Source organism: Microbacterium xerophyticum, assembly GCF_053543555.1.
Map to the genome: position 1 here is coordinate 797,539 of NZ_JBLVOB010000006.1, position 11,654 is coordinate 809,192.

Sequence of the window (11,654 nt, forward strand, 5' to 3'; positions counted from 1 at the left end):
CCCCCCCCGGACTCGAGGGCTATCACCGTCTCTCGGGAGCGATCACCAGGGCGCAGCTGCGCGGCGGAGAGAAGGGGCGCCCGGTCTACGACCTCGATGATCTGGCGGCGAGCGCGGACGGGAACTGGACCATCCTCACCGGATGCCGCAAGGGTGGTGTGCGCCAGGGGCTCGCGGCAGGCGACGCCGAGACACCGCTGCGCCGCCTCGTCGAGCTGTTCGGCCGCGACAGCATCGCCGTCGAGCTCTTCGACCACGGCGATCCGCAGGACACCCGTCGCAACGACGCCCTCGCCGACCTCGCCGCTGCGCACCGCCTCCCCGTGGTGGCGACGAACAACGTGCACTCCGCGACTCCGCAGCGCGCCGGGCTCGCAGAGGCCATGTCGGCGATACGAGCGGTGCGCAGCATGGACGATCTGGACGGGTGGCTACCCTCCCACGGCGCGGCGCATCTGCGCAGCGGCGCCGAGATGACCGCCCGATTCCAGCGCTACCCCGGTGCGATCTCGCACGGGCTTCTCCTCGCCGAGGAGTCCGCCTTCCCGCTGCGCCGTGCCAGGCCCGACCTGCCGAGGCAGAAAGTGCCGGAGGGGCACACTCCGATGAGCTGGCTGCGCCGACTGGTGTGGGATGCGGTTCCCGCTCGGTATCCACGACTCGACGACGACGGGCGGGCCAGGATCGAACGCGAGCTGAACGTGATCGCGGAGAAGGACTTCCCCGGTTACTTCCTGATCGTGCACGGCATCGTCACCGAGGCGAAGCGCCGCGGCATCCTGTGCCAGGGGCGGGGCTCGGCTGCGGCGAGCGCGGTCTGCTATCTGCTCGGCATCACCGCTGTCGACCCGATCCTCTACGGCCTGCCGTTCGAGCGCTTCCTCGCCAGCACTCGCGAGGAGGAGCCGGACATCGACGTCGACTTCGACTCCGGCCGGCGAGAGGAGATCATCCAGTGGGTCTACGGCGAGTACGGCCGCGAGTGCGCCGCGCAGGTCGCGAACGTCATCCAGTACCGCCCGAAGAACGCCGTGCGCGACATGGCGAGGGCGCTGGGCTACTCCCCAGGGCAGCAGGACGCCTGGTCGCGCCAGGTCGACGGCTGGGGTGCCGACCTCATGCCAGTGGACGGCCACGACATCCCCGAGACGGTGCTGGAGTACGCCGGCGAGGTGCTGAAGGCGCCGCGGCATCTCGGCATCCACTCCGGCGGGATGGTGCTCACCGCGCGCCCGGTGGGAGAGGTCGTGCCGGTCGAGCACGCCCGGATGGAGAATCGCACGGTCATCCAGTGGGACAAGGACGATGCCGCATGGATGGGTCTGGTGAAGTTCGATCTGCTGGGACTGGGGATGCTCGCGGCTCTGCAGGGCTGCTTCGAGCTGATCGCCGCCTCCACCGGGGAGACGTGGAGGCTGGAGACGATCCCCAAGGAGGAGCCTGCGGTCTACGACATGCTCTGCCGCGCCGATTCGATCGGTGTGTTCCAGGTGGAGTCGCGTGCGCAGATCGGGCTGCTCCCCCGACTGCAGCCGCGCAGCTTCTACGATCTCGCCATCCAGATCGCCCTCATCCGACCCGGACCCATCCAGGGCGGTGCCGTGCACCCGTTCGTCCGTCGCAAGATGGAGAAGGACCGCATCGATGAGGAGAATCGTCAGCGAGCGGCCCGCGGTGAGGCTCCGACGCCACCGATGGAGATCCCCTACCCGCACCCGGTCCTCAAGCCCGCTCTGGAGCGCACCCTGGGCATCCCCATCTTCCAGGAGCAGCTCATCCAGATGGCCACGACGATCGGCGACTGCACGGCCGACGAGGCCGACACGCTCCGGCGCGCCATGGGCTCCAAACGCGGCCTGGAACGGATCGACAGCATCCGCGACAAGCTGTACGCAGGCATGGCGCGGCACGGGCTTTCCGATGAACAGTCCGATCGCATCTACGAGCAGATCCAGGCGTTCTCGAACTTCGGGTTCGCCGAGTCGCACTCGCTGTCGTTCGCGCTGCTCGTCTACGCCAGCTCCTGGCTGAAGCTGCACTACCCCGCCGCGTTCCTCGCCGGTCTCCTGCGCTCTCAGCCGATGGGCTTCTACTCGGCGTCGACGCTCACCGCCGATGCCAGGCGGCACGGCGTGGAGGTGCGCAGGCCCGACCTCCACGCATCGGCGGCGACCGACTCCCTGGAGCCCCTGTCCCCGGAAGACAGGTCGGATTCCCTCGGCCCCACAGGCCGGGACTCCTGCCTCGCCTACGAGCAGCCGGACCCGCCGCGTTTCGACCGCGATGCGCCGGATGAGTCGGCAGCGCACCGTCGTGACGGAGCCTTCGCCGTGCGTCTGGGGCTCAGCGAGGTGCGCGGGATCGGGAAGCCGATGGCCGAGCGCATCGTCGCGGAACGCGAGGAGAACGGCCCCTATCGCGACCTGCATGACCTGGTGCGGCGCACGGATGCCACATCCGCTCAGCTGGAGGCGCTGGCCACGGCTGGTGCCTTCGAATGCCTCGGGCTGAAGCGGCGGGAGGCGATCTGGCTCGCGGGCGCCGCCGCCGAGGATCGCGCCCGCTTCCTGCCGGGCACTACCGTGTCCGTGCAGCCTCCGCTGTTCACCGACCAGACGAGCTATGAGCAGCTTGCCGCCGATCTCTCCGCCACCGGCGTCTCCACGGATGACCACCCGATGGCGCATTTCCGCTCCGCACTGAGCGAGCGGGGCGTGCTCACCGCCGCACAGCTGCGCGATCATGAGGTCGGCCGGCGCATCGAGGTCGCCGGACTCGTCACCCACAGGCAGCGGCCGGCGACGGCGGCGGGGGTCACGTTCCTCAACCTCGAGGACGAGCACGGCCTCGTCAACGTGGTCTGCTCCACCGGGGTCTGGAATCGTTATCGACGGGTCGCGCGGGACTCACCGGCGCTGATCATACGAGGAATGCTGGAGCGCTCCCCCGAGGGCGTCATCAACGTGCTGGCAGACGGATTCCAGGATCTGCGCACCGGCATCGAGCACCGCTCACGCGATTTCCGCTGAGGCCCTCCCGACAGGTTCTTCTGCTATTTTCAGAAAATGGTGAATTTAGCTCAGCACCTGCCCCGGCCCGGTTGCGACCTGCGGTACTCCGACAGCGGTGGGGACGGCCATCCCGTCGTCTTCACGCATGGGGCCGGCGTGGATCACGTGATGTTCGACGCCCAGGCGCAGGCCGCGCAGGGAGCCGGCTTCCGCGTCATCCGATGGGATCTGCGCGGACACGGCGCATCGGTTCTCGACGACGGCGTCCGCTTCCGCGCGCCCGATGCTGTCGATGACCTCGTGTCGCTCGTCGCGCACCTCGAACTCGAGCGCCCGACGCTGATCGGCCACTCCCTCGGCGGCAACCTGTCGCAGACCGTGGTGAAGCAGCGGCCCGCTCTCGCAGGCGGGCTCATCGTCATCGACTCCACCTGGAACGCCGGGCCCCTGACGAGCATGGAACGCCTCGGGCTGCGCCTGGCCGCGCCGCTTCTCGCCCTGATACCCGCATCACGGCTCCCTGATCTCATGGCGAAGGCCTCCGCGACGACTCCGGCCGGCATCGCGTACGCCAGGGAGTGCTTCGAACGCATGTCGAAACCGGTGTTCCTCGACGTGTGGCGCGCCACACTCTCGCTGGTCGATCCCGACCCCGGCGCACGATCTCCCGTGCCGCTCGCGCTCGTCCGCGGTGCGGAGGACGACACGGGGAACATCCGCACCGCGATGCCGCGGTGGGCGCGTGCCGAGGACATCGCCGAACATGTCATCCCCGCGGCCGGTCACATCTCCCCGCTCGACGCGCCGGAGAAGGTCTCCGACGTGATCCTGCAGTTCCTGGCCAGCCGGATCGGACGTGCGAATCATGGATGACGACCGACAGAGGTTCATCAACACGGTCGGCGACCTGCTCACCTCCTGGAACCTCTCCCGCGCCACCGGCCGCGTCTACGGTCACCTGCTCGCGAGCGCAGACCCGGTGACCTCCGATCAGCTCCGCGCCGAGCTCTCGCTGAGCACGGGCGCGGTGAGCGCATCCGTGCGTGAACTCGTCTCGTGGGGATTGGCGCGCACGATCCCCCAGCCCGGCAGCAGGCGACTTCTCGTGGAGGCGGCGGGTGGATTCGAGCAGTTGCTGGCCGCGAGCCACGAGCGTGGGGGCGCGTTCGTTCGAACGCGGCGCGCAGGAGAGGACGTGGTCGAGGGCGAGCACGCCGTCTCACGACTGCGCGACGTCACGGATCTGTTCGAGGCGTACATCGACTCCGGAGATCGGATGCTGCGCGAGCGCACCTGATCAGCACCGTGCTCTCGGGGGCGGAAGAGCGGAACTCACCAGAAGCGCGGCGGCTCCGGCTCGGGAACGGTGTCCGCCCCGCCCCAGCGGAGCGCCTCGACCCTGGCGGCATCGGCCGCAGCATCCGCTCCGCGCAGCGCGACGTCGGCTTCTGCCGAGCCCGGTCCCGTCGGATCGACGACGAGCATGGTCTTGACCCCGGCTCTCGTCGGGGCGATCACGCATTCGATGACCCGGCCGGTCCAAGTCGCGGCATCCGAGGCGGGCGACGCATCCTGCCGATAGCGGATGCGCGTCTCCAGGTCGGTGACCACGACGACCGAGCGCGACCCCGCATCGTCGACCCGCTCGACCACCTCGATGCGATGCCCGTGGGGAATCGGTGCCGGCACCGCGATCGTGAGCGTCCTGTCCATGGCTCCAGCCTATGAACTTCCGGTCTCCGGGCAAGAGCAAGGTCGTGCGGGGCAGTGCCGGGACGCGAGCTCGCCGACTCCTATACTCGGGCCATGCCCTTCCCGCTCCGCCTCGATGCACGCGTGGGGCGACTGTACTTCGCCGTGCAGGCGGTGGCGGGTGCGGCCTGGTGGCTGGGCGTGTTCTTCAGCGACGGCATCCGCTCCCTCACTCTCGGGTCGCTGGATCCGATCCTCGTCGCGTGGCTCGACATCCCCCTGTTCGTGATCGGCTCTGCGCTCGTCGCATGCGGTGTGCGCCCGGTGGTGTGGGTCGTCGCGGCGTGGACGGCACTGGTCGCGGCGGGCATGGCTCTGTACGCGACGGTGACGGGCGAGGCCGGGTGGGGTGCACTGCTGATGATCGCCGCGGCCGCCGCCGGCATCGGGGCCGGGCTGCTCATCCGCTTCGACCGGCTGCCCACGGAGTGGATCCTCTTCGGTCCGTTCGCCATCCGCGTGGCGCCATCGGCGTCCACCTCGGCGCATGTGGCACGCACGACGGGCCAGGTGGTCGTGTTCTGGGGGCTGTTCCTCGTGGTCTTCCCGGTGATCATCGCCGTCATCGAGCGTCGTTGGAATCTGCATCTGCCCCTTCCGGAGGCCGCACGATGGTCGGGGCTGGTGATCCTTCTGGCGGCCAGCGCACTGGGCGTCTGGTCGGCGGTGGCGATGTCGACGCGCGGAGAGGGAACGCCGTTGCCGTCTGCGACGGCGCGGCGGCTGGTGATCGCCGGACCCTACCGGTTCGTGCGCAATCCGATGGCGCTGGCCGGGATCGCGCAGGGCGCGGCGGTCGGACTGCTGGTCGATTCCTGGCTGGTGGTCGTCTACGCGCTGTGCGGCTCGCTGGTGTGGAACTGGGTGGTGCGTCCGCTCGAGGAGGCCGATCTCGCGAACCGCTTCGGTGCCGAGTACGCCGACTACACCCACGCCGTGCGGTGTTGGGTGCCCCGGCTCACGCCATTCCTTCCGGATGGTGAACATCCAGTGACTCAGCGGAGATCCTCAGGCTCGGCCTCCTAGCCTGGAGAGCATGGATGCCGGAGCCGAGAACCTGAACGCGATCGCCGCATGGGCGGTCACCCTCATGGAGACTCTCGGAGGCTTCGGCGCAGGGCTCGCCATCGCGCTCGAGAATCTGTTCCCCCCGCTGCCGAGCGAGGTCATCCTGCCTCTCGCGGGGTTCGCTGCGGCGCAGGGCACGTTGGGTCTGATCGAGGTGCTGATCTGGACCACGGCGGGCTCGGTGGCCGGCGCCCTCGCCCTGTACGGCATCGGCGCCTGGCTGGGACGGCGCCGCATGTATGCGATCGCCGATCGGATGCCGCTGATCAAGGTCGCAGACGTGGAACGCACCGAGGCGTGGTTCGGCCGTCACGGATCGAAGGCGGTCTTCTTCGGCCGCATGATCCCCATCTTCCGCAGTCTGATCTCGATTCCTGCGGGGATCGAGCGGATGCCGCTGCTGCGGTTCACGCTGCTCACGACAGCCGGCAGCGCGATCTGGAACACCATCTTCGTCCTCGCGGGGTACTTCCTCGGCGCGAACTGGCACGTCGTCGAGGAGTACGCCGGCGTGTTCCAGAAGGTCGTGATCGCGGTCGTCGTGGTGGCGGTCGCCGTGTGGATCACGCTGCGGGTCCGCCAGATGCGCCGCAACAGGGTTGCCGTCGACTGACGCGCTGACGCGGCTTAGGCTTCCTCTCATGAGACGCCTCGGCGTGGAATCCTCGGCCATCCGATCGGTCGGCTACGACGACGCGCTCGCGCTTCTGGAGATCGAGTTCACGAGCGGCGACGTCTACCGGTATCACGCGGTGGCACCGTCGGTGCACCGCGCGCTGATGGATGCCGAGAGCAAGGGCCGCTTCTTCGTTTCGCACATCCGTGACGTCTATCCGACCGTACGAGTGTCCTGACCCGTGACCCTCACTCCGGTGGGCGCTCGTCCTCCTCCGGCACTTCGAGGGACTGCTCCTGAACGTCGGCGGGGTCGGCATCGGCCCTGGAACCGTCCGGCGGGTCGCTCTGCGCGGTCTGCTCCGGGTCGAATCCGTCCTCGAGCGCCGATCGCTGCTGCTCCTGCAGATCGGCATCAGTCGCATCAGCGGACGCGCGTGACTCAGGCGTGCTCATCGTGTTCTCCTCCCGTGTCGATCAGGCGTCCTCGGGCGCGAGATCGCCTTCTCCCTCATCGCCCATATCGGCGATGACAGGATCCTCGCCCTGCGACTCCGGCTGCGACGCGGACCCGTGCAGGTCTTCGGCCGGGATCTCGTCGTCCGCCGCGGGGATCTCGTCCGGGTCGCGACCGGTCGCCGTCGTCGCAGCGAGATCTTCTTCGGGCGCGCCCTCATCGAGTGCTGCGCTGCGGTCCCATTCGGCCTGCGCAGGGTCGTCGGTCGGGTCGGCAGGCGCCGTCGCATCGCGATCGCGCAACGGCTGCATGTCGTCCGGGTCCTCGGTGGATCCGATGCCAGGTGTCGATGTCATGTCTCCTCCTTCGCGTGGGGAGCGAGCGATGCGTCGATCCCGCTGCGGTCAGTCTCCTCGATCCGACGCGAGGCGTTCAGGGGGTTGCTGATGCGGTGTCCGAGGGCTACAGTCCGCGGCGTCGTACGATGACCAGATGGGCAGCGACGAGCGCACGACCCGGACCCTCGGCGTCATCGGAGCCGGTCGACTGGGCACGGTGCTCGCCCGCCTGGCGGTCTCCGCAGGTCACCGGGTCATCGTCGCGGGTTCCGGAGCGCCGGCCCTCATCGCTCCCGCCATGCGTTCCATCGGCGCGACGGCCGGGACCGTCGCGATGGTCGCCGCCGAGGCGGATGCCGTCGTTCTGGCGCTGCCGCTGGGGCAGTACCGGATGCTGCCGGCCGAACTGCTGGACGACACCCTGGTGATCGACGCCATGAACTACTGGTGGGCGTCCGACGGCATCCGCGACGACCTGAGCGACCCGCGTACCTCGACGAGCGAGCTCGTCCAGGCGCATCTCATCGGCGCGCACGTCGTCAAGGCGCTGAGCCACATGGGTTATCAGGATCTCGAGGACGAGGCCCGACCGGCCGGGAGCCCCGAACGCAAGGCCATCGCGATCGCAGGCGATGACGCAGCGCAGGTCTCGATCGTCGCCGACCTCGTGGACGACCTCGGTTTCGACCCGGTCATCGCCGGGCCGCTCGCCGCGGGGATCATGCTGGAGCCGGGTGCCGAGGCTTTCGGCGCCGACGTCGAAGCTGCGCAGCTGCGCGAGATGCTCGAGCGGTTCCCGACCTCGCAACGGGGAATCGTCGTGGCACGGGCGCGTGGCGAGCTGCCGGATCCCGGCGACGAAGGTTCGCTGACGACGTCGTGAGCTCAGCCGTTCACGACGGGAGCTGGGGCCTGGGGATGTGCGAGATCGGCGGCACATTGATGCCGAGGATGCGCGCGCGCCCTGGCCAGTCGGACTCCCCCGCATACGGGAACTCGAGTTCGAGAAGCGCCGAGTTGTCGAGCGCCGGGAAGATGTCGCGATACCAGTCGGGGTCGAGTCCGACCAGCTCGCAGAGTATGAGCCGCATCAGCGTCGCATGTCCGACGATGAGCACCCGGCCGTCAGGGAACTCGGCGGCGAGCTCGTCGAGCAGTGGCATGGCGCGGGCGATGCCGTCGCGTCCGGATTCACCGCCCGGAAGCGGATACTGCGCCGGGTGCCGTTCGAATCCGGCCCAATCCTCGGGGAAGGCCGTCGCGAGTTCCGCCGGCGACATCCCCTCGCCCCGGCCGAAATCGATCTCCACGAGACGCGGGTCGATGCGGAGCGGCAGTCCGGCGGACTCCGCTGCGGGCTCGGCCGTCAATCGCGCCCTGCTCAGCGGAGAGGCGACGATCGCGCCGAGTTCTGCCGTGCCCGCCCATGCGGCGAGTCCCGCCGCCTGCGAGATCGCATCCGGCACGAGTGCGACGTCCGATGATCCCGCATAGCGATGTTCTGCGTGCCACTCGGTCTCGCCGTGTCTGGCGAAGTACAGCGTCGTCATGAGTGCTCCGATCGGTTCCTCCGATCGTAGGTGCAAGTCCCTGCCGAATTCTGAACACGCGTGCGCGCAGCGGCCGAGCTATTCTTGGCCCACGCAGTCCGATCAAGGAGCACCCACGTGTCCGATTCCCTGCACGATCTCCTCAGCCGCCACGTCGACGCCGGCACGATGCCGGGAGCGGTCGGCACGATCGGAGAGGGGTGCGAGCCGGTCGCTGTCGGCCTCACGACCCCGGGCGGCCCGCCTCTCGGTGCGGACGCGATCTTCCGCATCCAGTCGATGACGAAGGCGATCACCGCGGTCGCCGCCCTGCGTCTCGTGCAGGACGGAGTGATCGCCCTTGACGACCCGATCGCCACGTGGATCCCCGAGCTGGCCGCGCCGCGCGTCCTCCCCCGTCCGGATGCTCCCCTTGACGAGTCGAGGCCGGCGCGGCGCCCGATCACCGTGCGCCACCTGCTCACCAATCAGTCGGGCTACGGCATGATGACCTCCGACACACCGCTGCGACAGGCGATGATCGACGCAGGTGTCGAAGCCGGCGCCGAGCCGGTGGATCGCGGCGCGCAGGAGTGGCTCGAGACGCTCGCCGCACTCCCGCTCGCCTTCGAGCCGGGCGAAGCGTGGCGCTATCACCATTCGTTCGGCATTCTCGGCATCCTGCTGGGCCGCGTCACCGACCGAAGCACTCAAGAAGTGCTGGATGCGACAGTGTTCACGCCCGTCGGGATGCCGGACACCGGGTTCATTGTGCCCGCGGACCAGGCGCACCGTCTGCCTCCGGCGTTCCGGCACGGCGCGCAGGGCTATGAGCAGTCGGAACCGGGTGGTGCGGGCTTCTACGCCGCTCCGGCGCCGTTCGACACGAGCCACTCGGAACTCGTCTCGACCCTCGCCGACTACCACGCGTTCCTTCGCGCCCTGATCGACGGACGGCTGATCGACACCGACCTGCGCGACGCCCTGCGCACCGATCAGGTCGATGCGACCGCGAAGCAGCCGGACAGCTTCTTCCCCGGGTTCTGGGAGAACACCGGCTGGGGGTACGGAGTCTCGGTCGTCACGGGCGGTCCGCACCGTGGCCGTTTCGGATGGTCGGGCGGTCTCGGCACCGACTTCTTCGTGGACCCGGACGGCACGATCTGCATCGTCATGACCCAGGTCGAGATGGACGACAGGATGTTCGGAATGATCGCCGAGCTGCAGGGAGTTCGCGAAGGCTAAGCGCTCTGCTCGGCTGCCACCGCGTCTGCGGTCAGCAGATCAGCGCCACGGTTGCGGCGCGGACGCCCACCTCGGATGAGCAGCCACAACAGGAGCGCGACCTCCCCGACGAAGGTGACGCTGCCGACCTCCACGCCGAGCCCCGGCGCGACGGCGACGATGACGGCGTCCACGAGATAGCCGAGCCCTGCGATCAGCACCAGTACGGACAGCCACCGACCGACGACCTCCGAGCGCCAGATGAGTGCGCTGAGTGCGATGAGATGCGCGGCGAACAGGAGCAGTCCGGCGTCCCAGATGCGTTCGAATGCATCGACATCTGCTCGGCCGAGCAGATTCGCGCCGGCGACGGCGAACACGGCCGCATAGGCGACGCGCAACCCGGCGGTGATGTGCCCCAGCGTCTGGGCGCGTCCGGAGAACACCGGCAGCAGTGCGAGAGCCACGACGACGTCGAGGATCGCGGCAGTGAGCACGACGAGTGCCGCCAAGCCGGTGAGACCGGCCGGAATCGCCACGAAGACGGCGATCGGTGCGATCACCGCCATGAGCGCGAGGCCGACACCGGCGACGAGGGTGGCGGAACGAGCAGATGACCTGGACATACGACCTCCATGTAAAAGATTCTTGACATGTCCAATGTACAGAATTCTTTACATTCCGCAAGCCTCTCCTCAACCGGATGCGATGACTTCTCCTGGACGGCAATGACTGGTGTCATGCCTTCCAGTGACAGCCCGGCACTTCACGGAGAGCGGCGGGCGGAGTGGGATAGGAGCATGACAACTCAATCCGCGCGCATCGAGCAGCCCGCACCCGCTCCCTTCTGGCGCCGCCCCTTCCGGATCATCCGCGACAACCGGCGCGCCTATCTCGTGATCAATCTCGCCGCGTACGGCCTCGCCCTCATCGGGTTCGCGATCGGACTGGTCTTTCCCGAACTCAATGCAGCACAGACCGCAGGCCTCGAAGAGGACGGCACCGGCGAATTGGTGCGCTGGCTGGTGAACATCCCACCCCTGTTCGCACTCACGATCCTGGGCGTGAACGTCTTCCGGCTCAGTCTGCTGACGATCGTGCTGCCGTCGCTCATCGTGCCGTTCGCCGGTCTCGCGTTCTTCGGATACTGGGCGGTCGAGACGGGCATCACCCTGGTCCCGGCATCCGCCCAGGGGTGGGTGGCGCTCATCCCCCACTCCCTGACGTTCATCATCGAGCTCCAGGCCTACATACTGCTGCTGCTCGGCGCATACCTGCTGGGCAAGTACTGGCTGTTCCCGCGCAGCATCGGAGCGAAGAACCGCCGTCAGGGATACGTCCGCGGCCTGCAGCGCATCGGACTTCTCGCACTGCCCGCAGTCGCACTGCTCATCATCGGCGCCGTCTGGGAGGCGTACTCGCTGCGCTACTTCGTCCATCCCCTCAGCCAATTGCTTCTGTGAATGGTTACGCCTTGACTTATATAAGCCGTCGCGTAATCATTGAGCCATGCACGCGTTCGACGTCCTGAGTGATCCCGTTCGGAGGCGGATTCTCGAGTTGCTGGTAGACGGAGAAGAGCCCGCCGGCAGTATCTCCACGGTCATCGAAGAGGAGTTCGGCATCTCCCAGCCGGCGGTCGCGCAGCATCTGCGGGTGC

Annotated in this window: 15 protein-coding genes; 10 read left to right on the forward strand and 5 right to left on the reverse strand. The window is 68.3% G+C overall.

All coding sequences use genetic code 11. The features are described from left to right. The 3 genes from ACNPNP_RS10540 to ACNPNP_RS10550 all read left to right on the forward strand — a co-directional run. The coding region (locus tag ACNPNP_RS10540) for an error-prone DNA polymerase (protein ID WP_448965971.1) at window positions 1-3,029 on the forward strand (3,029 nt) is incomplete at its 5' end. Window positions 3,030-3,065: 36 nt separating this feature from the next. After that, complete coding sequence (locus tag ACNPNP_RS10545; RefSeq protein WP_448965972.1) at window positions 3,066-3,884, forward strand: alpha/beta fold hydrolase; 819 nt, start codon at window positions 3,066-3,068, stop codon at window positions 3,882-3,884. Continuing rightward, window positions 3,877-4,308, forward strand: a complete 432-nt coding sequence (locus ACNPNP_RS10550; protein ID WP_448965973.1) for a GbsR/MarR family transcriptional regulator — start codon at window positions 3,877-3,879, stop codon at window positions 4,306-4,308. Before ACNPNP_RS10545 ends, ACNPNP_RS10550 begins: the two co-directional genes overlap by 8 nt. Before the next feature lie 35 nt (window positions 4,309-4,343). Here ACNPNP_RS10550 and ACNPNP_RS10555 read toward each other — a convergent pair whose 3' ends face one another. Then, the gene (locus tag ACNPNP_RS10555; RefSeq protein WP_448965974.1) at window positions 4,344-4,724 is read right to left on the reverse strand and encodes a hypothetical protein; all 381 of its coding nucleotides are present in this window, start codon (window positions 4,722-4,724) and stop codon (window positions 4,344-4,346) included. 93 nt (window positions 4,725-4,817) lie between these two features. Here ACNPNP_RS10555 and ACNPNP_RS10560 point away from each other — a divergent pair, with 93 nt between their 5' ends. The 3 genes from ACNPNP_RS10560 to ACNPNP_RS10570 are packed head-to-tail and all read left to right on the forward strand — an operon-like array spanning window position 4,818 to window position 6,685. Continuing rightward, a complete protein-coding gene (locus ACNPNP_RS10560; protein WP_448965975.1) occupies window positions 4,818-5,789 on the forward strand; it encodes a methyltransferase family protein in 972 nt (323 codons plus the stop codon). A 10-nt stretch (window positions 5,790-5,799) separates the two neighbouring features. Then, a complete protein-coding gene (locus ACNPNP_RS10565) occupies window positions 5,800-6,444 on the forward strand; it encodes a DedA family protein (protein WP_448965976.1) in 645 nt (214 codons plus the stop codon). 28 nt (window positions 6,445-6,472) lie between these two features. Continuing rightward, the gene (locus ACNPNP_RS10570) at window positions 6,473-6,685 is read left to right on the forward strand and encodes a KTSC domain-containing protein (RefSeq protein WP_448965977.1); all 213 of its coding nucleotides are present in this window, start codon (window positions 6,473-6,475) and stop codon (window positions 6,683-6,685) included. Between the two features lie 10 nt (window positions 6,686-6,695). Here the strand turns inward: ACNPNP_RS10570 and ACNPNP_RS10575 are convergent, their stop codons facing one another. Continuing rightward, window positions 6,696-6,902 carry a hypothetical protein gene (locus tag ACNPNP_RS10575; RefSeq protein WP_448965978.1) on the reverse strand — a complete coding sequence of 69 codons (207 nt, stop codon included), beginning with the start codon at window positions 6,900-6,902 and terminating at the stop codon, window positions 6,696-6,698. A gap of 21 nt (window positions 6,903-6,923) precedes the next feature. After that, a complete protein-coding gene (locus ACNPNP_RS10580) occupies window positions 6,924-7,259 on the reverse strand; it encodes a sugar ABC transporter ATPase (protein WP_448965979.1) in 336 nt (111 codons plus the stop codon). A 136-nt stretch (window positions 7,260-7,395) separates the two neighbouring features. Here ACNPNP_RS10580 and ACNPNP_RS10585 point away from each other — a divergent pair, with 136 nt between their 5' ends. After that, window positions 7,396-8,124 (forward strand): NADPH-dependent F420 reductase, encoded by a 729-nt coding sequence (locus ACNPNP_RS10585; protein ID WP_448965980.1) that lies wholly within the window; start codon window positions 7,396-7,398, stop codon window positions 8,122-8,124. A 10-nt stretch (window positions 8,125-8,134) separates the two neighbouring features. Here ACNPNP_RS10585 and ACNPNP_RS10590 read toward each other — a convergent pair whose 3' ends face one another. Continuing rightward, window positions 8,135-8,791 carry a histidine phosphatase family protein gene (locus ACNPNP_RS10590; protein ID WP_448965981.1) on the reverse strand — a complete coding sequence of 219 codons (657 nt, stop codon included), beginning with the start codon at window positions 8,789-8,791 and terminating at the stop codon, window positions 8,135-8,137. 117 nt (window positions 8,792-8,908) lie between these two features. Between ACNPNP_RS10590 and ACNPNP_RS10595 the strand changes: the two genes are divergently transcribed. Further along, the gene (locus ACNPNP_RS10595) at window positions 8,909-10,015 is read left to right on the forward strand and encodes a serine hydrolase domain-containing protein (protein ID WP_448965982.1); all 1,107 of its coding nucleotides are present in this window, start codon (window positions 8,909-8,911) and stop codon (window positions 10,013-10,015) included. Here the strand turns inward: ACNPNP_RS10595 and ACNPNP_RS10600 are convergent. Further along, window positions 10,012-10,620, reverse strand: coding sequence for a DUF4386 family protein (locus ACNPNP_RS10600; protein ID WP_448965983.1), 609 nt, complete (start codon window positions 10,618-10,620; stop codon window positions 10,012-10,014). The genes ACNPNP_RS10595 and ACNPNP_RS10600 overlap by 4 nt on opposite strands. A 174-nt stretch (window positions 10,621-10,794) precedes the next feature. On the opposite strand from ACNPNP_RS10600, the gene ACNPNP_RS10605 reads away from it, so the two are divergent. Both ACNPNP_RS10605 and ACNPNP_RS10610 read left to right on the forward strand, forming a co-directional pair. Beyond that, window positions 10,795-11,457: a hypothetical protein gene (locus tag ACNPNP_RS10605; RefSeq protein ID WP_448965984.1), complete on the forward strand. Its 663-nt coding sequence runs from the start codon at window positions 10,795-10,797 to the stop codon at window positions 11,455-11,457. A 46-nt stretch (window positions 11,458-11,503) separates the two neighbouring features. After that, a partial coding sequence (locus ACNPNP_RS10610) for a helix-turn-helix domain-containing protein (protein WP_448966166.1) occupies window positions 11,504-11,654 on the forward strand: 151 nt, incomplete at its 3' end.

Bases quoted from the DNA above. Each gene is read 5' to 3' on its own strand.
- ACNPNP_RS10545 (WP_448965972.1), top strand. From the start codon at position 3,066: ATGGTGAATTTAGCTCAGCACCTGCCCCGGCCCGGTTGCGACCTGCGG.
- ACNPNP_RS10550 (WP_448965973.1), top strand. From the start codon at position 3,877: ATGGATGACGACCGACAGAGGTTCATCAACACGGTCGGCGACCTGCTC.
- ACNPNP_RS10555 (WP_448965974.1), bottom strand. From the start codon at position 4,724: ATGGACAGGACGCTCACGATCGCGGTGCCGGCACCGATTCCCCACGGG.
- ACNPNP_RS10560 (WP_448965975.1), top strand. From the start codon at position 4,818: ATGCCCTTCCCGCTCCGCCTCGATGCACGCGTGGGGCGACTGTACTTC.
- ACNPNP_RS10565 (WP_448965976.1), top strand. From the start codon at position 5,800: ATGGATGCCGGAGCCGAGAACCTGAACGCGATCGCCGCATGGGCGGTC.
- ACNPNP_RS10570 (WP_448965977.1), top strand. From the start codon at position 6,473: ATGAGACGCCTCGGCGTGGAATCCTCGGCCATCCGATCGGTCGGCTAC.
- ACNPNP_RS10575 (WP_448965978.1), bottom strand. From the start codon at position 6,902: ATGAGCACGCCTGAGTCACGCGCGTCCGCTGATGCGACTGATGCCGAT.
- ACNPNP_RS10580 (WP_448965979.1), bottom strand. From the start codon at position 7,259: ATGACATCGACACCTGGCATCGGATCCACCGAGGACCCGGACGACATG.
- ACNPNP_RS10585 (WP_448965980.1), top strand. From the start codon at position 7,396: ATGGGCAGCGACGAGCGCACGACCCGGACCCTCGGCGTCATCGGAGCC.
- ACNPNP_RS10590 (WP_448965981.1), bottom strand. From the start codon at position 8,791: ATGACGACGCTGTACTTCGCCAGACACGGCGAGACCGAGTGGCACGCA.
- ACNPNP_RS10600 (WP_448965983.1), bottom strand. From the start codon at position 10,620: ATGTCCAGGTCATCTGCTCGTTCCGCCACCCTCGTCGCCGGTGTCGGC.
- ACNPNP_RS10605 (WP_448965984.1), top strand. From the start codon at position 10,795: ATGACAACTCAATCCGCGCGCATCGAGCAGCCCGCACCCGCTCCCTTC.